Here is a 22894-nt window from a genome sequence, read left to right as displayed (position 1 = left end):
CCCTCACCGGACCGCCGGCGTCGCCACCAGATCCGCATGGCCACTCAACGCCCGGACCCGCGTCTCGCCGCGCAGGGCCCAAACCGGCTGCCTCGTCGCCTTCGGCGCGTACGCCTCCCAGCCGCCTTCACGCGGCAGAATGACCATGTGACGGAGGACAGCACCGAGCGGATGCCGGGCACCGTACGAGTCGCCGGGTTCCTCGTGATCGTCCAACTGGCCTTCGGCCTTTTCGGGGTCGCGATCATCATGCCGGGCATCGTGGCAGCCCTGGGCGATCCCGGGCTTCTCGTGTTGCTGCTCCAGCCCGTCCTGGTCGTGGCGCTCCTGGCGTTACTGGTCTTCCGCTGGTCGTCCCGCAGGAAGTGGGTGCGCTGGTGCGCTGTCGCCTTCGAGGCGGTCGCGCTCGGCCTGCACCTCACCACGGCCGCCGTCGAGGGTGAGTTCGGGTGGAGGACGCTGATCCACCTGGGCGCCGTCCTGCCGTTGGCGATCGTCGTCGGGTTGTGCGTGCCGGCGGCGGCCCGTTGGTTCGGGCGCTGACGCGGAACGTCGAACCGCCCAACCATTCGCCCCCTCCCGGGCGTCTTATCTATATGACGGATTCCGAGGCGTTCGAGGCCTTCGTCGCCGCCTGGCACCCGCGGCTGCTGCGTGCCGCCATCCTCATCAGCGGTGACAGGCATCTGGCCGAGGACGTGCTCCAGGACGCCCTGATCAAGCTGGCGCGCCGCTGGCCGGACGTGCACACCGACCCGGCCGGCTACGTGCGTACCACCCTGTACAGGGACGTGGCGTCCAGGTGGCGGAGGCGACGGGAGTTCGTCTACGAGGAGCCGCCCGACCAGGCGGACGACGACACCTCGGGAGCGTCGGACCTGAAGGTGGTGTTCGCCCGCGCGCTGGCCCGGCTGCCGGTGAAGCAGCGGGCGGTGCTGGTGCTGCGCTTCTACGAGGACCTGCCCGTCGGGGAGGTCGCCGCGATTCTCCGGGTCTCGCCCGGGACGGTGAAGAGCCAGACGCACGCGGCGCTGAAGCGGCTGCGCGAGGTCGCTCCCGAGCTTGAAGAGGTGTTGATATGACGGACCAGAGGCTGCGGGAGCTCTTCGACGATCTCGCCGAGACCCTGTCCGAGGGGTCCCCTCGGGCGGGGGAGCTGTGGCGGCAGGGCACGCGGAGCCGCGCCCGCCGCAGGTGGACGGTTGCCGCGGCGGCCGCGACCGTCACCGTGCTCGTCGTGGTGGGGATCGTCGTGTCCCCGGAGCCGGTCGAGCGCGGCGTCGTCCTGCATCCCAGCGTCACGCCCACGACGTCCACGGTCCCGGCGACCCCCGCCATGGACACCGCGCCGCCGCCGAGCGGTGAGGCGGCGCTGCCCACGCTGGCGACCGCGCTGCCGCGGAGCTGGGCCGACATCCCCGTCGTGACGGCGGTGTCCGGACCCGTCCTGGCGCTGGCCGAGTTCGCCGACGGGCGGATCTACATGATGAAAGCCGGTGGCCGCGTCCCTCTCGACGTGAAGCTGCGCGACGCCGTGGACCCGTCCGGCAACGGCGGGACGCCGCTGAAGCCCAACTCGCTCGCCCCCGACGGGACGATGGCCGCCTTCCCGCAGAAGGACGAGGTGGTGGTCGTCGACCTGGTGCTCGGCCAGACCAGGCGCTACCCGGTGCGGGGGTACAACGAGATGGTGCTGTGGCGCGGCGAGCAGCTCCTCGTCGAGCAGGCGAAGGCGAACTACCTGCTCGACCTGGCGACGGGGAAGGCGTGGCGGCAGCCGTCCAAGGGGTTCTCGGGTGTCGCGGGCTACCCCGGCCTCAGGATCGTCCCGTCCGAGAGGGGCGGCTGGACGGTCATCAGGGAGGACGGGTCGGAGGTGGTGCTCGACCTGCGGGACGTCACCGGCGAGGGCGGCACGCCCGTGGGCATCGGGGGCGACCACGGATGGCAGCGCGGCGGCCTCGTCGCCCGGTCCGTGTCCGGCCATGACGGCCAGGCGGAGAGGGCCGACGTGGTCGTCGTGGCCGACACCGCCACGGGACGGCTGGTCAGGACGCTGCTCATGCCCTGGGGCGACGCTCCGGACCCGAGGTGCGGGAAGGGCGGCTGCCCCGTGCGCGGCTGGATCAACCAGGACACGGTCCTCATCGAGAGCGAGGACAGGCTGCTCGGCTGGAACATCGACACCGGCGCGCTGTCGCGCGTCGCCGACCTGCCGGAGAGTGTGACCGCCTACTCCCTGCGCGGTTGGTGAGCCGCCGCTGCCGGGCGACCGGGGGAGGCATGTCGGCGCGCGTCTCGCCGGTCACACGGTCCTGGCTGGGATTTCCTTGTGCGCGCAGTCTCTCCCCGTCACACGGGCAAGGTAATCAACTGGCGATTCACATACGGAATGCGCGCATACCATCACATGTCTTCCTAAAAACCTGTTGAGTGATTAAACTCACGTCGGTGACGACGCATCTGGCTCGTTATCTCACGCCGATGGAGGACAGCTCCCGGTGGGACGGATTCGAATTTCGTCCTGGCGACATCGTCATCAATTCGCCGGCGAAGTGCGGCACCACCTGGACTCAGATGATCTGCGCGCTCCTGGTCTTCCAGACGCCGCAGCTCCCCGCGCCCCTGTCAAGCCTCTCCCCGTGGATCGACATGCTCGTGCGCCCCAAGCAGGAGGTCTGGGACCACCTGGCCGCACAGCAGCACCGCCGTTTCATCAAGACCCACATTCCGCTCGACGGCATCCCGGCCGACCCCGACGTCACCTTCATCACGGTGGGGCGGGACCCGCGCGATGTCGCCATCTCCCTGCGCAGCCACGGCAAGAACCTCAAACGTGACGTGATCCGCCGGCTGATCCACCAGGCCGCCAACCCCGCCGGCGGGGCGGCCGAGGCGCAGGTCGACGGCCATGACGAGAGGGACCTTCTCGACGAGCGGACGTACTTCCTGCGTTGGGTGGACAACGACGACCCGCCTCATGCCAACCTCGACTCGCTGCGCGCGCTGATCTGGACGCAGAGCCGCGCGTGGGTCCGCCGAGCGGAGCCGAACGTCGTCCTGCTGCACTACGCCGACCTCTCCGCCGACCTCGCCGGCCAGATGCGTCGGCTCGCCGAACGGCTCGACATCGAGATCGACGAGGACAGGTGGCCGGAGCTGGTCGAGGCCGCCACGTTCCAGCAGATGCGCAATCGCGCCGCCGAACTCGCACCCGACGAGCAACTCGGCTTCATCCGCGACCGCGGACGTTTTTTCCGCAGCGGTAAGTCCGGTCAATGGCAGCAGTTCCTCACCGCCGAGGACCGTGCACACTACGATCGCCGGGCAGCCGAACTCGCGGAGCCGGATTTACTCGAATGGCTCCATCACGGGGCCGGGTGAGCGCATGGCTGCCGTATTTCGATGACACATCAGACAATCACGGAGCCGGAAGTGCCCGGGCTCGTGACCGTGGAGCCCGTCTCCTCGTTGAGCGACATCCCGGAGCATTCTTGGGATGACGTCGCCGACCCGCGGGACATGTTCCAGAGCCGCGCCTGGCTGCGAACTCTCGAACGATCCGGCGACGCGCCCGTCACGTACCTGATCGCCCGGCAACCGGGCCACCCCCGCATCCTCGGCGCCCTTCCCCTCTACGACTCGCTCCCCAGCCGCGGCGACTACCTCTACTGGCCGGAGCTCCACTTCCAGGACCTCCTGCACGCCGCGGGCGCCGACGGCCGGCTGGGGCTGCTGGCCGGTTCGCGCGCGGGATTCGGCACGCGGCTCATCGTGGACCGCACCCTGCCGGGCCCGGCCAGGGCGGCGGTCCTGGACGCGCTCCGGGACGCCGCCCGCGCCGTCGCGGCCGACCGCGGGCTCCCGTACACCTTCTTCCTGTTCCTCGACGCCTCCGCGTGGAGGGACCTCGCCCCGGTCGTCCGCGACGGGGATCACCACCGGCTGGCGAGCGTCGCGCAGACCGAGCTGGAACTGCCCGGCGACGACTTCGAGGACTACGTGGCGACGCTGCCCCGGAACACCCGGACCAGTGTCCGCAGGGAGGTCGGGGTCTTCGCCAGGGACTGCGCGACCGAGACCGTCCCCCTCCGCGAGGCCATCGCGACCGTCGCTCCGATGATCGTGAACGTACGGGCCAGGCACGGGATGGCGTACGGCGTGGACACGGTCGCGCGACGCCTCTCGGCGTACGCGTCCGCGCTCGGCGACGCCTCGGCCATGGCCGTGCTGTGCCGGGTGCGGGGTCGTACCGCCGGGGCCGGCGTCATGTGCCGCTGGCACGACCGGCTGTACGTGACGGACTTCGGCCGCCTGGACGACGAGGCGCCGGACCCGTTCGTGTACTTCAACGCGGCGATCTACGAACCCGTCAGGCACGCCTACGCGACGGGGTTGTCGAGCGTCGTCACCGGCGCCGGGGCGGAGCTGGGCAAGGCCCGGCGCGGGTCGGCCGTGCTCCCGCTGGTGCACCTGGCGTGGGCGACGGCCGGCGGCCACCCGGAGCGCCGGGCCGACACCGCGCCGGCCGAGAACCGCAAGGAGCACTGGCGCCGGCTGCGCGGCGCTCATCCCAGGTACTTCCACCCGGTGTGGGACGAGCTGTTGTGACGCGACCCCGATCGATGGACTGGACGCCATGCCGCAAGGGAGGCCGGTGTGAGCCGAGAAGATGACCCGACTGGCCCCGTCCGTGACACGACCGGCACCGCCGCGCCCGGACTTCTCGGGCGGGTGCCTCGCGACCCGAGCGGGGTCGCCCTGGTCCACCAGGACCGCGACATCACCTTCGGCGACATCGCCGCGCTCGGCGAGGAGGTCGGCGGCGTCCTGCGGGATCACCGCCTGGAGGGCCGCGTGGTCGGCGTGCCGGCGGACCGGAGCCCGGAGTTCGTCGCGCGGATCATGGGGGCCTGGAGCGCGGGCGCCGTCCCGGCGATCCTGGGCGACTGGGGTCCCGAGCGGGTGCGCGGCGCGCTGACGGCCGCCGGCGCCGTGGCGGCCTTCGGGCCGTCGTCCACACCCGCCGGTCTGGAACCGCTGGACACCGCCGGGAACGACGGCGTGCCGCCACCCTCGCGCCTGGCGGGCGCGGACTGGGCCGACGCCAGCCACATCCTCTTCACGTCCGGCACGACGGGCAGGCCCAAGGGAATCGTCGTCGGACGAGCCGCCTTCGAGGCGGCCGGCACGGCGTTCTTCAAGGCGCTGCCCATGGACGAATCCGACCGGGTCGCCTTTCTCAGCAGACCCGGCCACGACCCGAGCCTGCGTGAGCTGATCGCGCCCTGGCTCACCGGTGCGAGGCTGTTCATCCCCGACAGCCGCACGGCCGCCGATGCCCGGCTGATGGCGGACTGGCTCGCGAAGCAGTCCATCACCGTGCTCCAGGGCTCGCCGGTCCTCCTCCAGCTCATGGCGGGCGCGTCGCGGGTTCCCGTCGACAGCCTGCGGCTGGTCTGCTCGGTCGGGGCACGACTCACGGCCGCGGCGCTGCGGGCGACGGCGCGGTTCGCCCCCCGTGCCACGATCGCCAACTGCTACGGGGCGTCGGAGACCCCGCAGGTGGTGTGCATGCACCTGGTGCCGCCCGGTGCCGGGGCCGCGGGCGAGGACCCGGTTCCCATCGGACGCCCACTGGACCACGTCGAGGTCAGGATCGTCCCCGCCGACGGTCCTGAGGGCCGGCTGCACGTGGAAGCCGATGCCTGCGCACTCGGCTACACGGACGGAACCCCGCTGCCGGCTCCCGGCCATGACGGCCGACGCTGGTACGACACCGGCGACATCGTCCGGCGGCTGCCCGACGGCTCGATGTGCTTCCTCGGACGGGCGGACCGGCAGGTCCAGGTCAACGGCACGCGTGTCGAGCTGGACGAGATCGAGAGCACGGCCGCCCGGATCGCCGGCGTCGTCGACTCGGTGGCGACGTTCGTCGAGGACAGCCGGGGAGTCGGCTCCGTCCGCCTGACCGTCGTACGGAGCCCCGCGGCGGCGGTGGACGGCGACACGCTTCACGCGGTGCTCAGCGAGCATCTGGACCCCGCGGTCGTGCCGTCGAGCATCGAGGTGCGTGACGCGTCGCCGGAGCGCGACGGGTGGAAGCAGGGCCCGCCGGCCGCGGGGGACGCGCGGCGCGAGGACCGGGCGGCGACGCTGCGGGACGTGCTGGCCGAGAGCGCGCGGTCCGCTCTCGGCCGGGGCGACATCGACCCCGACGGCGGCTTCTTCGACGCCGGCTTCACCTCGATGTCCCTCATGCGTTTCGTGTCGGAGGTCTCCGTCCGTCTCGGAACGGAGATCTCTCCCGTGCTGGTCTACCGGTATCCCACCCTGAACGCCTTCGCCGAGCACCTGCGGGCGAACCTGGACGAATGGGCCTGACCTTGCTGCCGGCGAATCGGAAGGCGGACGACATGGGCAACCTCGTTGAGCCGATCGCGATCATCGGAATGGCCGGTCGTTTCCCGGCGGCGGCCGACACCCGGCAGCTGTGGGGGAACCTCGTGGCCGGGCGGGAGGCGGTGCGCTTCCCGTCCGAGGACGAGCTCCGGTCGAACGGCGTCTCGCGTGAGGCGCTGGACGACCCCGCCTACGTGCGGGCCGTGGCCGAACCCGAGGGCGTCGACCTGTTCGACGCCGAGTTCTTCGGCCTGACCCGGCGCGAGGCCGAGGCGTGCGACCCGCAGCTGCGGATGTTCCTGGAGGCGTCGCACGCCGCCGTCGAGAACGCCGGCCATGACGCCCCGAGACTCGGCAGGGCGGGCGTCTTCTCCTCCGTCGCCGCGAACCGCTACGGGATCGGCCGCGTCCTCGGCAGCCTGGAGGCGCTCCGGAGCGCCACCGGCATGGCGGTCGGCATGTGGAACAACCCCGACAGCGCGTCGACGCTCGTCTCGTACAAGCTGAACCTGCACGGCCCGAGCATGACCGTGCAGACGGCGTGTTCCAGCTCGCTCGTGGCCGTGCATCTCGCCGTGAACGCGCTTCGGCTGCACGAGTGCGACGTCGCCCTCGCCGGCGGCGCCGACGTCGAGTTCCCCGTCGGTCACGGGTACTGGTGGGCCCAGGACGGCCCGCTGAGCCGGGACGGCCACTGCCGCCCCTTCGACGCGGCGGCCGGCGGCACGGTCTTCGGCAGCGGCGTCGGCGTCGTGGTGCTCAAGCGGCTCGCCGACGCGGTGGCCGACGGCGACCGGATCTCCGCCGTGATCCGGTCCGTGGCCGTCAACAACGACGGCGCGAACAAGGTCGGCTTCACCGCGCCCAGCGCCGATCGGCAGGCGGAGGTCGTGCTGAGAGCCATGGAGCTCGCCGGCGTGAGGGCCGACGAGATCGGGTACGTGGAGGCGCACGCCACCGCGACCCGGCTGGGCGACGCCATCGAGATCGCCGCGCTGAGGAAGGCGTTCGGCGCTCGGGCGACGCCGGGCGTCGCGCCCGGGCGGTGCCCCATCGGATCGATCAAGGGGAACGTGGGCCACCTGGGCCACGCGGCGGGGATCACCTCGCTGATCAAGGCCGCGCTGTCGCTGTGCCACGAGCAGATCCCCGCGAGCGTCAACTTCGCGGAGCCGAACCCGTTCCTGGAGCTTGAGCGCTCACCGTTCTTCGTCAACGACACGCTGCGTCCGTGGCCTCGGTCGGCCGGCGGGCGACGCCTGGCGGGGGTCAGCTCGTTCGGGATCGGCGGCACGAACGCGCACGCGATCCTCGAAGAGGCGCCGGCCCGCGCGGTCGGCCCCGCTCCGGAATCCACGCAGCTGATCGTGTGGTCAGGCCGGACGGCGTCCGCGGCCGAGGCCTACCCGGAGCGGCTCGCGCGCTCCTTCGAGGAGTGCGCGGACCCGCTCTCCAGCGTCGCCTTCACGCTGCGGCAGGGCCGTACGCCGCATCCGGTCCGAGGCGCTGTGGTGGTCGAGAGCATGTCCGACGCGGCCACAGCGGTGCTCGACCACGGGAGACGGGTCGTCACCCCGGCGGAACGGGCGGACCGGAGCACCGTGTTCCTGTTCCCCGGCGAAGGGGCGCAGCACGCCCGCATGGCGGCGGAGCTCCAGCGCACCGAACCGGTGTTCGGCGCGGCACTCGACGAGTGCCTCGACCTCTTCCAGGCGCACGGCCTGCCACGACGGCGGAGCTGGGAGGAGGCGTCGGAGGGCGTGGCGGACCCGGCCGTCGCGCAGCCGCTGCTCTTCAGCGTCGAGTACGCGCTGGGGCGGCTGTGGCTGGCGCTGGGCATCGAGCCCGACGCGCTGCTCGGCCACGGCGTCGGTGAGCTCGCCGCCGCCGCGCTCGCCGAGGTGTTCACCCTCCCGGAGGCGGTACGGCTGGTGAGCGCGCGGGCCCGAACGACGGACGGGTCACCCGCAGGCGCGCCGGCGCCGGTCACGGCCGGCATCGAACCGCGCGCTCCCCGCTGGACGATCTACTCGGCGTCCACGGGCGGCCCGGTGGAGGCGGCGCAGGCCGGCAGCGTGGACTTCTGGATCCGGCGGCCCGCCCGGCCCGCCCTGTTCGGGCAGGCGCTCGACGCCGTGCTGTCCGACGGTGACCGGGTGCTGGTGGAGGTGGGCCCCGGGCGGACGCTCAGCACCCTGGCACGCGCACATCCCCAGGTGCGCGCCAAGCGGCACCTGACGGTGCCGACGCTCCCGAGCGGGCCGTCGAAGGGCGCCACCGAACGCGCCTCGTTCCTCCAGGCGCTGGCCCGGATGTGGACCCTCGGCGCGCAGGTCGACTGGTCGTCGCTGGGGGCGACGGGTCCTCGGGAGCGCGTCCCGCTGCCGGGCTACCCGTATCAGCGTGAGCGCCACTGGATCGAGCCGGCCTCCCCGGGCGGCCCCGTCACCGACGCGCCCGCCCGCGAGCAGGACGAACCCGCCGGCCGTGCGGTGTTCCGGCTGCCCACGTGGGTGGAAGCGGCACCCGCCGGGCACCGCGACACCGGCGCGCGGGACGGCTCACGCCCGCTGGTGTTCCTGCCCGACGATCCCCGGCGGGCCGACGAGCTGTCCGCACTGCTCGACAGGGCCGGGTGGGACGCGGTACGGGTGCGGCACGGTTCCGCGTACTCGGAGGCGGCGGACGGGTTCGTGATCCGCCCCCGGCACCCGGCGGACGTCGGCCGGCTGCTGGACGAGCTGAGGGACTCGCGGCGGTACCCGGAGCTGATCGTCGACGCGACGCAGCTCGGCGAGCTTGCCGAACCTGACCTGAGCAGCGTCGACGACCAGCTCGAAGCCGGTTTCCACCGGATCGTCGAGCTCCTGCGGGAGGCGGCGCGGCGGGCGCCCGACAAGCGCGGCCGCGACCTCCTGGTCGTCACCGAGCTGGCCGCGGACGTGACGGGCGGCGAGATCGTGCACCCGGTACGGGCCATGCTGCTCGGACTCCTGCGCAGCTACATGCTCGAGAACCCCCGCGCCGTGTGCAAGCTCGTCGACGTCCAGGGCGGTGCCGGCGACGATCGGCTGCTCGCGGAGCTGCGGGCCCTCGACCGGTCGGAGATCGTGGCGCTTCGGGGGGATCGGCGTTGGGTTCCCGGCGAGCGGGAGCTCGTCCCCGACGGTGCGGGGCCCGCCGGCCTGCGTCGCGGAGGTGCCTACGTCATCACCGGCGGGCTCGGCGGCCTCGGCCTGGCCGTGGCGCGCGGCCTGGCGGACACCGGCCTGCGACCGCGGCTGCTGCTGCTGGGCCGCCGTACGACAGGCGGGCACGACGTCGAGCTCGCCGAGATCCGGGCTCTCGGAGCCGACTGCCGCGTCGAGGCGTGCGACGTGACCGACGCGGACGCGCTGCGGCGCGTGATCGACTCCTTCGGAGCCGTCAACGGGGTGTTCCACCTCGCCGGAGTGGCAGGGGACGGCATGCTCCGGTTCCGGACGCGGGAGGAGGTGTCGGCGGTCCTCGCGCCGAAGGTCCACGGGACGTTGGCGCTGCTGGAGGTCCTGCGGGGCCGTACGGACCTCGACTTCTTCGTGGCCTTCTCCAGCCGTGCCGCGCTCAGGGGTCTGGTGGGCGGCGCCGACTACGCCGCGGCGAACGCCTTCCTCGACGCGGTGGTGCGCCGGCAACCCCTGGCGGGCTGCGTCTCCACGACGATCAACTGGCCGTCGTGGGCCGAGGTCGGCATGGCCGCCCGCCAGGGGCGGCAACCGCGGACCGGGCGCACCGGATCGGAGCCGGGCGCGCGCCGGTGGTCGACCCGGCTGTCGGCCGAGGACTATCCGATTCTCGACGAACACCGCATGGACGGCGTGCCGGTGCTGCCCGGCACGGCCCAGGTCGACTTCGTCCTGCGCGCCTTCCACGAGGCGGTCGGCCACGCGGACGGGCGGCCCGCGCAGCTGCGCGACATGGTCTTCCGCCGGCCGATCATCACCCGGGAGCCCGTGTCGCTGGAGGTCGCCTTCGAACCGCAGGAGGACCTCTGGCGATTCACCGTTCGCACCGCTCCGCTCTCGCCGTCGCCCGGCTCGCCCGACGACCACCGCCTCCACACGACAGGGGAGATCGGGCTCGTGGACGCGGGGGCCGACAAGGTGGACCTCGACGGGCTGCGGGCGTCGCTGCCCGAGCGGCGGACACCCGCGAACGCCCCCGAGAACCGGCTGTTCACCATCGGTCCACGATGGCCCGGCGAGGAGATCTGGATCTCCGGGGAGGACGCCGGCACGAAGCTCGCCGTGCTCACCTTCCCCGAGGCGTTCGACCATGAGCTCGGCGAGCACGTCCTGCATCCCACCCTGCTGGACGCGGCGGTGTCACTGGCGCGCGATCCCGACCTCGAGCCTCCGCACGCACCCTTCGCGTACCAGTCGATCGTGGTGCACCGGCCGATACCGGGACTCGCCTACAGCCACATCCGCCGGCGCCCGAGCGGTTCGGGCACGATCGTGGCGGACATCGACGTGCTGACGGCCGGCGGGGACGTCGCGGTCGAGGTCAGGGGCTTCACCATGCGCCGCGTCGACGAGACCATGGTCGCCCCCGAGGCCGCGCGTGGCGAGCGGGGCGCCGACGCGGGGCAGGACCCGTCGCCCGACGGCGGGATCGCGCCCGAGACCGGGGTCGGCATGCTGCTGCGCCTCCTGGGCCGGCCCGGCCACAGGCAGGTGGCGATCACCATGTCCGGGGAGGACGCGGTCCTGAGGAACCAGGGGCGCGTGCCGGACGACGCCGGCGACGGCCGGCCAGGAGCGCCGGCCACGGCGCCAGCGCGGCCCTCGGAGGGGACGCCGTCGGACGACGCGTCGATCGAGGCCCGGCTGGGGGAGATGTGGTGCGCCGAATTCGGCGTGGAGTCCGTCGGCCCCGACGAGAACTTCTTCGATCTGGGCGGGGACTCCTTCACCGCGGTGGGTCTGGTCGAGAAGATCCGCAGGGGGTTCGGCGTGGAGATCGGCATCGCCGCGATCTTCGATCACCCGACGGTGGGCGAGCTGGTCGCCGAGCTGCGACGCCTGACCACATGACGCGAAGCGGTATTCAGCCACGCACCTTTCCGGCCCATTCGCGAATGGTCTCGGACGGCAGGTCCTCGACGATCTGGTGACCGCCGTCGACCATGTGGACCGACAGCCATTCCGTCGTGTATTCGCTCCAGTCATGGAGGATTTCGGTGTTCCAGGAGCTCGCGTCGTCCCTGGCGCCGACCGCGATGACGGGCGCGTTCAGCACCGGGCGTGGATCGGATTCCAGATAGCGGTTGAGCAGCCGGTATTCGGACCGCCACCGGCGCGCGTATTCAGGGAGGGCCACCGTGTCCATGATGTGCGGCGGCGCCTCGATCTCCTCGGCCAACGCCCGGTCCGGCAGGTCGGCGAGAGGCGACAGGGGCGTGCGATGCGGCGGGTACTGGCACATGACGACGAGACCGCGAAGCCGGTGGCCCAGGTGCCTGGCCGCCTCCAGGCAGACCAGCCCGCCCATGCTGTGACCGACGAGCACCACCTCCGTGGCGCCGGAGTGCGCGACGAGGGACGCGAGCGCCGTGCCCCGCTCCTCGACGGGCGGCACCCTCATCGGCTCGCTCCAGTCGGCCCGGCGGATGACGGGCTCCCGGCCCGGCGCGTTCCAGCCGTCCACGAACCTCGTCCGCCCGCCCAGTCCTGGCACGAAGATCACCGCCGGGTCGCCGTCGAGCGCGGGACTGACGACGTAACTCGCCGGTTGCTGACCACCCACGTCATTCGCTCCTGTCAACGCCCATTGTCGTGGACCCCCATTGACGAAGTACGAGAACGCGCCATTCGCCGAAGCCTCACTCCGGCCCCGGACGGTCGCCAATATCGCAACATCCGCCACCAGTGATCGATTTTTCTAAGAATACTGGTTAATTTCCGGAGATCTATGGCAAAGTGGGGCAGGTGTCCACGCTGCTTACCGCCGCCGTGATCATCCTGATCGCTTCAACGGTGCACGCGGTGACCGGATTCGGGTACGCCCTCGTCGCGACTCCTTTGCTGGCGCTGACGGTCGACCCTCATACCGCGGTGGTCGCCACCACGATGTCGGCGCTGGCCATGACCATCACCATCGCCGTGCGCCAGCGCCACCACGCCGAATGGAAGGTCGCCATGGTCGCCATGGCCGGCATCGTGCTCGGCATGCCGCTCGGCCTCTGGGTGTACGGAGTGACGTCCGAGCAGGTGCTCACGGCGCTCATCGGGGTCGGGGTCCTGGGCTGCACGGTGATGGTGTGGCGGCGCGTGAAGGTGCCCGGCAACACGCCCGTACTGGTGGGCGTCGGCCTCGTCTCCGGCGCGCTCTCCACCTCCACCGGCACGAACGGGCCGCCGATGGTGGCGGCCTTCCAGGGCATGGGCTATGACCCCCACAGGTTCCGCGCCACCCTCTCGGCGGTGTTCGCCGGCACCAGCGTGTTCAGCCTGATCGGGTTCGCCCTGGCCGGCAAGGTGAACGCCCAGTCGCTCTGGATCGGGTTGGTGGGCCTGCCGGTCGTGCAGGTGGGATGGTTCGCCGGCAACGCGATCTTCAGCCGTATCGACGCGGAGCGGTTCCGCAAGGTGGTGCTGGCGGCCCTCCTCGTCAGCGCGGTGGTCACCCTCTCCAGCGCCCTCAACGGCTGAAAGCCGGCACCACGGGCGCTGCGGCCGAGAGGCGTCGAACGAGAAGAGCTACCTGGCATGAACCCCAAAATCGGGGCCATTCAGGTTATAGGCGTATCGATTGCTCCCCCTTGGCTGGTTCGGCATGAGTCAGACTTGCGGGGTGTCCGTTCGTGTCGCGTTCGCGTTCATCGCCCTGGTCCTGGTGTCGGCCTGCGGGTCGGACTCCCCGCTCAGCAGGTCGGTGATCGATCGGGCCGTGCGGCAGGGGGCGGCGCCCGACCTGATGTACGTGGTGCGGCTGCCCGGGTACGAGCTGGCCGAGCAGTCGGTAGGGGTGGTGGGCGAGGAGGGGTTCGGGGCGTTCTACACCTCTCCCGATGGCCGGCAGGTGGAGATGCGGATCGAGCGCGGGGCGTACCCGTGCGCCGGTACGTGCGAGCGTGACGGGAACGGCTGGTACACCGTGAAGGACGGCCGTCAGGAGTACGTGGCCGTCCGGGCCGGTTTCCATCTGCGGCTGGCCTCCGAGGTCGGGCAGGTGGACAGGGGCGTGCTGAAGGAGGCGGCGGAAGGCGCCCGTCCGGTGGCCGCCACGGGCTCGCCGTCTCCGCCGCCGGGTCCGGTGGAACGCGGAGACCTGCCCACGAGCGGCGACGGCGCGCCGGACAACCCGGTCGGCCCCGGAGGATGAGCTCCTAGTCGCGGCGGGAACGCGGCCAAGCCCGCGATCATCCCGAACCGGTGACCGGCCGCGGGTCGCGATAGGCGAGGCGGCGGAGCAGGACCTCGGCCGGGCCGCGGTGGCCGGTCCGGCGCATGAGGTCGGCGATGGCCAGCGAGACGAGCCAGGTCGCCGCGGCCACGCCGGTGGCCCCCGCCAGCCCCAGATCGTCCTGCAGGCCGAGCCCGAAGGGTGAGAACGCCGCGACGAACACGACGGACTGGAAGAGGTACATGCTCATCGAGCGCCGGCCGAGCGCCTGGACGGCGGTGGTCAGCCGGCCCCGCCGGCGTACGGCGAGGGGCGCGAGCAGCGCGACGACGCCGGCCATCGCGATGCCGCCGAAGTAGCCGGTGAGCGGCTGGGCGAGCACCGCCGGCCACGACGCGGCGCCGGACGGGTCGGTCCACAGGCCGGCCCGGATGAGCCCGGTGGGAACGGAGCCGGCGACGGAGACTGCCGTGGCGATCACCGTGAAGCGGACCAGGAACCGCCGGTGCCGCTCCGGCTCCTCCAGCAGGCGCCGCCGGGCCGCCCAGATCCCGAGGAGAACGGCGGGCACGACCAGGACGACGCCGATCAGCAGGCCGAAGGGCCAGCCGGTGAGCCGGGCGACGAACAACTCGCCCAGCCCTTTCGTGCCGGCCGCGACGCTGCCCGCGGTGAAGGTGGAGCGGCCCTGGGCGAGCGGGAACCACATCGACGCGCCGACCAGAGCCGTCGCGGGCACCAGGCTGATCGCCGCCGTCCACAGGATCGTCGAGTCCTGCCGCCGCAGCATCCCGGCCACCAGGACGGCGGTCAGACCGTACGGCGCCAGGATGTCGATGGGCACCAGCAGCGCCACGTGCACGAACCCGATCGCCACCAGCCACCATCCGCGGCGGCGGAGCAGCTTGCGCGCCGTCACCCAGTCGGCTCCGCGCCGCGTCCGGCTGTTCAGCAGCTGAACCAGCGAGTAGCCGAACAGGAACGCGAACATCGGCCGCGCGTGATTGTTGACGAAGAGGAGATGGAAGAACTCGACGACCTTGTTGGCCACCTCGGAGCCGTGCCCGACGGCGGTCACGAACAGCGGCGCGTGCGCGAAGGCGATCGCCAGCAGCATGAAACCGCGCGCCAGATCCGGGGCGGGGGCGCGCGACGCGGCCCCCGCCTGGCCGTGTTCCTGTGTCCGCGCCTGGATGGGTGCTCCCAAGATCTGCTCACCTCGCGCCCGTTCGGGAAGATCTCGTCCTTCCCGACGCTACGGACGTGACCACGACGCCGGTATACGGCCAGCCACACAGGTGGGTGCACCTAGGTGCAGTGTCCGGGGATGATCGTGCGAGCCGCACCGCGGCGCGTCAACAGACTTCCATCCCGAGCCCTGGACTCCGGCGATAATTGAAGGTCCTACGGGGTGCCTGGCGTCCGGCTTGAATGTCGTCGCGACGCCTCTCGCCTGGTCAGTGCCCTGGCCAGGGCGACGACAAAAGCCGCAATTCGATAGCCGTCGAACCGACCGAGCATGATCCGGTGGAGTCGCTGATCGACGACGTCATTCGCGACATCCTCAACGAGGCCAGCCAGTCCACCAAGGTTCTTGCCCGCGGCGGGGACTCCATGGCCACCCTGATCGAAACCGCCCTCACAGCGGCGCCGCGCGCGATGCTGAAGTCCTCGACCATCGAACGGCTCCTGCTCGCGCAGGTCCTGGCCTCCGCTCTGGCCGATGCCCTCGCGCCGGCACTGGCGGAGGCGCTGACGCCTGAGATCATGAAGGTCCTGGAGCAGTACACCACGAACGCCAAGGCGGGTGACTCCAAGGCCGCGAGGAGCACGACCACGCCACCCAGGGGAGGTGGCAGCCGAAAGAAGACGTGAGACCTCGGTGGCGCGTCACTCCGGTCATGGGCACCAGACCTCTGGTGCCCATGACCGCCCGCGTGTCCCCGTCCGGGTGTCATCACGTCCGCACGCAGGTAGGAGCGGCGGTTGAGGGTGGTCGGCGGTCCGCGTCCCGTGGGTGGCCCGGGCGGAAGGGCGCGGTGGTGGGGGCGGGTTGCGGGGTCGCGGAGGGGCAGCGGTTCGAGCGGTCCGCCGCGAGCATGGAACAGGTGGCCCGGTCGGTCCGCGAGGACGACGACCCGGCGAAGCGGCCGCGGAAGATCGGGTCGCTGGCGTTCGCGGACGTCCGTCGCGACGGCGCCCGGGTGTACTTCGAGCTGGGCGAGGTCATCGAGGGGGTGGACCCGTACGGCTACGTCTACAGCCCGGACGAGCGGCCGGTCGATGACGACCTCTCCGACTCGGTCGACTCGGCCTTCGAGCACATCCGGGGCCCCTGGTACCACTGGAGCGACACCTACTGAGGCGGGCCCTCGATGACGACCTTGCCCGTGGCGTGGCCTGCCTCCTGGTAGGCGATGGCCGCCGGGATCTCCTCGAACGGGTAGGTGCGGTCGATGACCGGCGTGACCCGGCCGTCCTCGATGAGTTCGGTCAGCGTCATCAGGTTGCGCCTGGTCGTGGTGCAGCGGACGACGTCCGTCAGGACCGTGCGCTGCGCGGCGAACACCGATGCGGCGAGCGTCGCGAACACGTGCCCGGCGGGTTGCAGCCACCGGCTGCTCGGTCCGCCGACGAGGACGTGCGTTCCGCTCCGGGTCAGCGCCCGGCGGCAGGCGGTCCCGGAGCGGCTGCCCGCGATGTCGATCAGGAGGTCGTGGCGCCGGCCGGTCCGGGTGAAGTCCTCCTTGGCGTAGTCGATGACCTCGTCCGCGCCGATCGACCGGACCAGGTCCACGTTGCGGGCGCCGCAGACGCCGGTGACCTCCGCGCCGAACGCCTTGGCGAGCTGCACGGCGAACGTGCCGACCCCGCCCGAGGCGCCGTTGACCAGCACCCTCTGCCCCGGCTGGACCCGGCCCTGGTCGCGCAGCGCCAGCAGGGCGGTGCCGGCCGCCAGCGGCACCGCCGCCGCCTGCTCGAACGTCAGGTTCTTCGGCTTGGGCGCCGCCTCCGCCGCCGCGACGAGCGCGTACTCGGCGAAGCCGCCCTGCTTGGGCATGGCGAACACCTCGTCGCCGGGGCGGAACTCCGTCACGTTCCGGCCGACCGCCTCCACGTGACCGGCGACGTCGGCGCCGAGGACGGCGAACGCGGGTTCGCGCAGCCCGAGTCCGCCGCCCATCAGGCGGGCGATGTACGGCTGCCCTCTCATGAAGTGCCAGTCGTACGGCTGGACGGACGTGGCGCGCACCCGGACGAGCACCTCGTCGTCACCGGGCACGGGCTTGTCGATCTCGGCCATCCGGAGGGGGGAACCGTACGAGCGCAGAACGAACGCCTTCATCACCGTCTCCTGTCCACTGCGGAGCCTCAGCGTAGAAAGGCCGGCCGCAGGGCTCATCAGCCGAAAGTACGCCGGTTCGGCGGCCGATCGGCCGGCTGGACGCGGTCGGTCTCGTACGCCCACATGGCGAGCTCGACGCGGTTGCGGGCGCCGAGCTTGGCCATCAGGCTCGCGACGTGCGACTTGACGGTGCTGAGCGTGATGCGCAGCTCGTCGGCGATCTCGCTGTTCGTGCGGCCCCGCGCGAGGGTGGCGAGCACCTGCTCCTCCCGGTAGGTGAGCTCCTCGACCGGGCGGACCGGTGGCGTGGCGGGCCCGGTGCGGGCGAAGGCGCCGAGCAGCCGCGCGGTGATGCTCGGCGCGATGAGCGCGTCGCCGCTCGCCGCGGCGTGGACGGCCTGGGAGAGCAGGGCGGCTCCGGCGTTCTTCAGCAGGAAACCGCGGGCGCCGGCCCGCAGCGCGGCGTAGACGTACTCGTCGAGGTCGAACGTGGTGATGACGACGACGGCGAGGGGATCGGCGACGGCCGGCCCGGCGAGGGACCGGGTGGCCTCGATGCCGTCGAGTCCGGGCATGCGGATGTCGAACAGGCACACGTCGGGGCGCAGGCGGCGGGCGAGCTCGACGGCCCGCCGCCCGTCGGCGGCCTCGCCGACGACCTCGATGTCCGGCTGGGCGGCGAGGATCATCGAGAGGCCGGTGCGGACGATCTCCTGGTCGTCGGCGACGATCACCCGGATGGTCATGTCGCCGTCGCGGCGCGGGGCAGCACGGCGGTCACCGTCCAGCCCCGGCCGGGGCCGGGGCCGGCCACGCAGGTGCCGCCGAGCAGGCCGGCGCGTTCGGTCATGCCGACGAGTCCGTGACCGGGCGACGCGCTCGGACGGCCGGCGTCCTCGCCGTCGTCGCTCACGCGCAGGCGCACGGACGTGGCGTCGGCGGCGACGCGCACCTCGACGCGGGTGGCGTGCCGCGCGTGCCGCCGGGCGTTGGTGACCGACTCCTGGGCGACCCGGTAGATCGCGGCGGCGACCGCCGGGGGGAGGTCGTCGAGGTCGCCGGAGAGCGCCACGTCGACGGTCAGGCCGGACGGGTCACGGCCGGCGAGCCGCTGGAGGTCGCCGATGTCCCGGCCGGGCGCGAGGTCCACCGGGCGGGGCGTCGGGTCGGTCCGGCGCAGGACGCGGACCATGGCGTTCATCTCGGCGAGGGCGCGCGCCGCCTCGGCCTCGATGACGCGCAGCGCCTCGGTCGCGGAGTCGGGCCGTGACGCCGCGGTGGCCAGGCCCGCCTGGGCACGGATCGCCATGGCCGAGACGTGATGGGCGACGGTGTCGTGCAGTTCGCGGGCGAGTTGCTCGCGTTCGAGCAGCTTGACCTGGTCGAGCTCGCGCTGCCGTGCCCTGGACCGGTAGCGGAACGCCGTGCCCAGGGCGATGGCGGCGACCAGGACGGCGCCCGCCGCGACCGCGTCGGCGGGGCCGACCCGGCCGACGGCGATCGACAGGCCGAGCGAGACGAGCATGAGGGCCAGCCCGGTCACGGCCGCGCGCCCGGATCCCCACCGGAACAGCGCGTACACCAGCAGCAGCAGGTACGCCTGCGTGTACGTCTCCAGGGGCGCGCCGCCGGTCAGCAGGGGGACGAGGCTCGTGACGCCGAAGACGGTCGCGAGCATCGGCAGCGGCCGGGTCCGGCGCCACAGCAGGGTGGGCACCAGCGCGACGGTGACGGTCACCGCGAGGACCCGCCAGGGCAGGTCGGGCCGGAGAAACCCTTCGAGCACCGCGACGGGCACGAGCACGCCCACGAGCGCCCAGTCGCGTCCCACCCGCGCCGGCGGGCCGGGGGGAGGCGGCTCCTTCCACACGGAGCGCATGAGGCCGTGCACGTCCTCATGGTACGGGAGCGGCCGCCGCTCAGCCGGTGGCCAGGTCGTCGAAGTACGGCTTCATGGCGGGGTAGTAGTCGCCGAAGCCGGGCTGTGGGGAGCCTTCGTGGGCGGCCACGAGCATGTCGAGGTAGTACTCCCAGCCGGGGCCGACCTCGCCGATGCCGTCCTCGGTGCTGAGGTGCTGCACGAGCCGCAGCTCGGTGTCGCCGTCCGCTTCGGACAGCAGGAACTCCATCCGCCAGGACCCGGAGGCGTCGGTCATGGACACGGCCAGTCGCCGTGGGGGTTCGCACGCGTCGATGCGCAGGTCGCACCAGGGCGTCTGCTCCTCGTACGCCATCTGGATCTTGATGGTCCGGCCGGGCGCCGCGTCGCCCTCCCACGGGCCGAACCAGCGGGCCGTGCGCTCGGGTTCGGTGAGGCCGGCCCACACGGCCTCGGCGGGCGCGCGGAACGTGCGGCTGAGGACGAGGTCGCTGCCGGAGCCGGTGCGGAACAGGCGGCCGGTCGGGACGGGGCTCATGCGGTGTCTTCCCTTCGTCGGGGGGAGGGGGCGGCCGGGGCGCGGTCGCGGTGGTCGCGGCGGGCCCGGTACACCTCGGTCTCCAGGGCGTCGAGGCGGTGCTCCCAGCCGGCGGGCCGGGTGAGCCCGGCGATCCAGTCGGTGAGGTCGGTGAGCGGCTCGGCGCGCAGGACGTAGAACCGTCGCCTGCCGACGAGCTCGTCGCGCACCAGCCCGCTGTCCCTGAGCACGCGCAGATGGCGGCTCACGGCGGGCCGGCTGATGACGAACCGTTCGGCGATCTGTCCGGCCGAGAGCTGCTCGTCGCGCAGCATCATCAGAATCTCCCGCCGTACGGGGTCGGCGATCGCGCCCGCTACCTGGTCCACACCGGAAGCGTAACCTGTTGGTTACGCGTCGGGCAATGCCCGGAGCCGTCAGAAAAGTCGAGTTGTTTGAAGGTCTTTGACCACTATGATGCGCCTCATGCGTTTAACCCCTCTTCTCGCGGCCTGCATGTTTTTCTTCCTCTTACTCTCGGGAACGGCGCACGCCACCGCCTATCCCATCAAGGATTCCGCCCTCACCAGGAACAAGCTGTACCGCACCGGCGAACTCCGGCCGAGCTCCTGCCCCGAGCGGGACATCGAGGCGAACGACGTCGCCTCCGCCAAGCGCTATCTGAGCGCGGTGTTCAACTGCCTGAACACGTCGTGGGGCGCCCATCTGAAGCGTGCCGGGATGCCGTTCGTCAAGGCGCGGATCGGATTCATCACCAAGCCGCGGCGATTCTGCGGGGACAGCTGGGGAAAGCACACCGCAGGCGTCTATTGCCCCGAAGAGCGACGCTTTCTCATCATCCTCGATGACGACACGATCGGCGAGCCGGAGGACCTGTTCCTCTTTATGCTGGTCGCCCACGAATACGCGCACCACGTCCAGAACGTCACGGGCATGGACCGCGCCTTCGAGCGTCACCCGTACCGGAACAAGAAGGAGCTGAACGAGCAGCTCCGGCGCAACGAGCTCCAGGCCCAGTGCCTGGCCGGCGTGTTCATGGGCAGCGTCTGGACGTCCCTGGACCGCACGAGCGACGACTGGGAGGAGCTCCTGGACATCAACCGCGAGAGCGGCGACGAGTGGACCAAGGCCGGTGACCACGGCAAGGGCCGCAACATCGCCGCCTGGCTCGACAAGGGCTTCCGGACCAAGTCGCCGGCCTCGTGCAACACGTGGACGGCCCCCACGACCAGGGTGTCCTGACCGCCCACCTCGACGACCCGCCCGCTGAGGCGACGGTCAGCTCGTCCGCAGGGCGAAGTTCTCCCGCACCTCCGCGGGCACGGGGCCGATCTCCACGGGGCCGGCCGGGGTGGCCAGGTCGGCGCGGTAGAGCTTCGCCGAGCTGTCGTCGCCGGCCGCGATGATCAGTGAGCGGCGGTCGCGGGAGACGGCGACCGAGATGATCGGCGTCTCGGTCGCGGGGGCGATCTCCGCCTTCACCTTCACCTTCGTCGACTGGACGTGGTCGAGGTCGCCGCGGGCGAGAGCCGGATCGACCGCCACGGTGTAGAAGTCGTTGCCGCCGCCCGCGCAGAGCAGGTCCGTGACGTCGATCCAGGTCACGGGGGTGCAGTCCCGCCACTCGCCGTCGTCGCGCACGGCCACCTGCATGGCGAACGGCCTGAAGTCGGGGGCGTCGGAGTACCGGTCGACCTTCTTCGCGAGGAGGTCGAGCTGGAACCCCTGCACCGTGCTCAACCACTGGGCGACGCCTCGCGGCGCGGCGGCGAACCGCCCGGAGGGGTGGATGGTGCCGGGGCACAGCACGGCGACCGACTTCACGACGTGGTGGTAGGTGTCGTCGCCCCTTCTGCCGAAGCACGCCAGGCTGAGCTCCCGCGGGGTCAGCCGGCCGGTGGGGTCGGCCGAGACGTACTCCTGGTGGTCGCGCAGGAACCACAACGACCCGTCGGCCGCGAAGCCGGGTCGCTCGTCGCTGAACGTCTCGGAGACGTATCCCTTCTTGTTCGACGCGGCGGTGAGGTCCGTGAACTCCCCGGTGCCGAGGTCGAGCCAGCCGACGTGCGTGTCGGTGCTGTCCGCCAGCCCCACCTCGACGGCGACGCGCCGGCCGTCGGGCGAGACCGGGCTGACGCCGTCCTCGCACAGGCTCCGGACGGACGCCTCGTCGCCGCCCACCTTCGCGGCGGCCGCCGTGAGGTGCGGCTGGATCGTGGCGCTGGAGAAGCTCGCGGTACGGGTGCGGAAGGCGTCGTCGTAGGCCGCGGCCTGCCAGTGGTCGCCGGTGCGCGAACAGGCGACCGGGCCGGGCGCGGCCATCAGGGCGGCCAGGCTCTTCGCCGCCTCGGCCAGCGCGGCCTTCCCGGCGTCCGGAGTGGCCGGAGTGGCCGGGGTGCCGGGCGCCCGCTGCGGCGCGGCGGCGGGATCGGCGAACCTCGCGCAGGCCGCTGCCAGCAGGAGGATGGCGGCCACCGTCGCCACTCGGCCGCCTTCGCGCACACGCATGCAAAGTCTCCTTCAGTGATTATCCGTTAAATCGCGAATACCATTAACCATGTGTTGACCCTTCACCGCAAGTGGCCGTAACGGTCCGGAGTCGAGAGGATGGGGGGATGACAGCCTTGACGCGACGGGAACGACTGCGGGCCGAGCTCGAACGTGACGCCCGGGCCGTCGCCCGCCGGATCACCGAGGAGGAGGGCGTCGAGGGCCTCACCGTGGCCGCCGTGGCCAGGGCCGTCGGGGTGACCCCGCCGGCCCTCTACCGCTACTTCGACGGCCGGGCGGGTCTCGTCCGCGCCGTCTACGACGACGTCACGGCCGACTTCGTCGAGACCGTCGCCCGGGCCGTGGCCCGCCAGGACCCCGACGACGTCAGCGCCCAGCTGCACGCCGCCACCCGCGCCGTGCTGGACTGGTCGATGGCCCACAGGGCCGGCTTCGACCTGCTCATGGGCGCCGGCTTCCCCAAGGTCGCGGGGGAGGACGGCATCCCGACGGTCATCCTGCGCGAGCTGGGCCGCCTGTTCGGAGAGCTGTTCGCCCGGCTGCTGCGCGAAGGGCGCCTGCCCCACCCCGCGGAGGAGGACATCGCTCCCGACCTCGTGCCGCAGATCCGCGTCTATCGCGACATCATCGGCCTGGACCTGCCGGTCGGAGTGGCGCTGCTCATGATGACCTGCTGGCGGCAGATCTACGGCCTGCTCTGCCTGGCCGTCTACGGCCACCTCCGGGCCGCCTTCGGCGACCACCTGCCGCTGTTCGAGCACATGATGGACGACCTCCTCGGCCTTCTCGGCCTCACCCGGAGCCCCCACCTGCGCGTGGGCTGAATGCCGGG

The 22894-nt window shown here is 72.0% G+C and carries 21 protein-coding genes; 13 read left to right on the top strand and 8 right to left on the bottom strand.

What is annotated here, in order from left to right; genetic code table 11:
- Positions 1-147 precede the first annotated feature (147 nt).
- The 7 genes from CXR44_RS13855 (at position 148) to CXR44_RS13825 (ending at position 11477) form a co-directional block, all read left to right on the top strand.
- A complete protein-coding gene (locus CXR44_RS13855) occupies positions 148-543 on the top strand; it encodes a hypothetical protein (protein ID WP_101786308.1) in 396 nt (131 codons plus the stop codon).
- Between the two features lie 53 nt (positions 544-596).
- Positions 597-1082 carry a SigE family RNA polymerase sigma factor gene (locus CXR44_RS13850; protein ID WP_101786306.1) on the top strand — a complete coding sequence of 162 codons (486 nt, stop codon included), beginning with the start codon at positions 597-599 and terminating at the stop codon, positions 1080-1082.
- Positions 1079-2254, top strand: a complete 1176-nt coding sequence (locus tag CXR44_RS13845; protein WP_101786304.1) for a hypothetical protein — start codon at positions 1079-1081, stop codon at positions 2252-2254. Before CXR44_RS13850 ends, CXR44_RS13845 begins: the two co-directional genes overlap by 4 nt.
- Before the next feature lie 197 nt (positions 2255-2451).
- A complete protein-coding gene (locus CXR44_RS13840; protein WP_219601788.1) occupies positions 2452-3384 on the top strand; it encodes a sulfotransferase domain-containing protein in 933 nt (310 codons plus the stop codon).
- 21 nt (positions 3385-3405) lie between these two features.
- The gene (locus CXR44_RS13835) at positions 3406-4611 is read left to right on the top strand and encodes a peptidogalycan biosysnthesis protein (protein WP_101786300.1); all 1206 of its coding nucleotides are present in this window, start codon (positions 3406-3408) and stop codon (positions 4609-4611) included.
- A 48-nt stretch (positions 4612-4659) separates the two neighbouring features.
- Positions 4660-6384: an AMP-binding protein gene (locus CXR44_RS13830; protein WP_101786298.1), complete on the top strand. Its 1725-nt coding sequence runs from the start codon at positions 4660-4662 to the stop codon at positions 6382-6384.
- A gap of 32 nt (positions 6385-6416) precedes the next feature.
- A complete protein-coding gene (locus CXR44_RS13825) occupies positions 6417-11477 on the top strand; it encodes a type I polyketide synthase (RefSeq protein ID WP_180903393.1) in 5061 nt (1686 codons plus the stop codon).
- A gap of 13 nt (positions 11478-11490) precedes the next feature.
- Here CXR44_RS13825 and CXR44_RS13820 read toward each other — a convergent pair whose 3' ends face one another.
- The gene (locus CXR44_RS13820; protein WP_101786294.1) at positions 11491-12189 is read right to left on the bottom strand and encodes a thioesterase II family protein; all 699 of its coding nucleotides are present in this window, start codon (positions 12187-12189) and stop codon (positions 11491-11493) included.
- Between the two features lie 182 nt (positions 12190-12371).
- On the opposite strand from CXR44_RS13820, the gene CXR44_RS13815 reads away from it, so the two are divergent.
- Both CXR44_RS13815 and CXR44_RS13810 read left to right on the top strand, forming a co-directional pair.
- Positions 12372-13094, top strand: coding sequence for a sulfite exporter TauE/SafE family protein (locus tag CXR44_RS13815; RefSeq protein ID WP_180903391.1), 723 nt, complete (start codon positions 12372-12374; stop codon positions 13092-13094).
- Between the two features lie 142 nt (positions 13095-13236).
- Positions 13237-13767, top strand: coding sequence for a hypothetical protein (locus CXR44_RS13810; RefSeq protein WP_101786288.1), 531 nt, complete (start codon positions 13237-13239; stop codon positions 13765-13767).
- Between the two features lie 37 nt (positions 13768-13804).
- Here CXR44_RS13810 and CXR44_RS13805 read toward each other — a convergent pair whose 3' ends face one another.
- On the bottom strand, positions 13805-14995 hold the full coding sequence (locus tag CXR44_RS13805) for a DUF418 domain-containing protein (protein WP_342748543.1): 1191 nt from the start codon (positions 14993-14995) through the stop codon (positions 13805-13807).
- Between the two features lie 320 nt (positions 14996-15315).
- Between CXR44_RS13805 and CXR44_RS13800 the strand changes: the two genes are divergently transcribed.
- Together CXR44_RS13800 and CXR44_RS13795 are read left to right on the top strand one after the other, a co-directional pair.
- Positions 15316-15663, top strand: a complete 348-nt coding sequence (locus CXR44_RS13800) for a hypothetical protein (protein ID WP_101786284.1) — start codon at positions 15316-15318, stop codon at positions 15661-15663.
- Between the two features lie 233 nt (positions 15664-15896).
- The gene (locus CXR44_RS13795) at positions 15897-16151 is read left to right on the top strand and encodes a hypothetical protein (RefSeq protein ID WP_144069956.1); all 255 of its coding nucleotides are present in this window, start codon (positions 15897-15899) and stop codon (positions 16149-16151) included.
- On the opposite strand, the gene CXR44_RS13790 is transcribed toward CXR44_RS13795, so the two are convergent.
- The 5 genes from CXR44_RS13790 to CXR44_RS13770 are packed head-to-tail and all read right to left on the bottom strand — an operon-like array spanning position 16145 to position 19919.
- Complete coding sequence (locus CXR44_RS13790; RefSeq protein WP_101786280.1) at positions 16145-17134, bottom strand: NAD(P)-dependent alcohol dehydrogenase; 990 nt, start codon at positions 17132-17134, stop codon at positions 16145-16147. The two genes, CXR44_RS13795 and CXR44_RS13790, sit on opposite strands and share 7 nt — an antisense overlap.
- 56 nt (positions 17135-17190) lie before the next feature.
- Positions 17191-17880: a response regulator gene (locus tag CXR44_RS13785; protein WP_101786279.1), complete on the bottom strand. Its 690-nt coding sequence runs from the start codon at positions 17878-17880 to the stop codon at positions 17191-17193.
- Positions 17877-19025, bottom strand: a complete 1149-nt coding sequence (locus tag CXR44_RS13780; protein ID WP_101786277.1) for a sensor histidine kinase — start codon at positions 19023-19025, stop codon at positions 17877-17879. The genes CXR44_RS13785 and CXR44_RS13780 overlap by 4 nt, the downstream gene beginning before the upstream one ends.
- 28 nt (positions 19026-19053) lie before the next feature.
- Entirely contained in the window at positions 19054-19551 is a 498-nt protein-coding gene (locus CXR44_RS13775; protein WP_101786274.1) for an SRPBCC family protein, read from the bottom strand.
- Positions 19548-19919 (bottom strand): metalloregulator ArsR/SmtB family transcription factor, encoded by a 372-nt coding sequence (locus CXR44_RS13770; RefSeq protein WP_101786272.1) that lies wholly within the window; start codon positions 19917-19919, stop codon positions 19548-19550. Before CXR44_RS13770 ends, CXR44_RS13775 begins: the two co-directional genes overlap by 4 nt.
- Positions 19920-20004: 85 nt before the next feature.
- Here CXR44_RS13770 and CXR44_RS13765 point away from each other — a divergent pair, with 85 nt between their 5' ends.
- Positions 20005-20793: a neutral zinc metallopeptidase gene (locus CXR44_RS13765; RefSeq protein WP_101786270.1), complete on the top strand. Its 789-nt coding sequence runs from the start codon at positions 20005-20007 to the stop codon at positions 20791-20793.
- A gap of 36 nt (positions 20794-20829) precedes the next feature.
- On the opposite strand, the gene CXR44_RS13760 is transcribed toward CXR44_RS13765, so the two are convergent.
- Entirely contained in the window at positions 20830-22059 is a 1230-nt protein-coding gene (locus tag CXR44_RS13760; protein ID WP_144069955.1) for a hypothetical protein, read from the bottom strand.
- A 107-nt stretch (positions 22060-22166) separates the two neighbouring features.
- Here CXR44_RS13760 and CXR44_RS13755 point away from each other — a divergent pair, with 107 nt between their 5' ends.
- Positions 22167-22886: a TetR/AcrR family transcriptional regulator gene (locus CXR44_RS13755; RefSeq protein ID WP_101786266.1), complete on the top strand. Its 720-nt coding sequence runs from the start codon at positions 22167-22169 to the stop codon at positions 22884-22886.
- The last annotated feature ends 8 nt before the right edge of the window (positions 22887-22894 follow it).

Source organism: Nonomuraea indica, assembly GCF_002850745.1.
GTDB lineage: Bacteria > Actinomycetota > Actinomycetes > Streptosporangiales > Streptosporangiaceae > Nonomuraea > Nonomuraea indica.
Note: the sequence above shows the minus strand (reverse complement) of the source record. Positions and strands in the feature narration are given on the sequence as shown.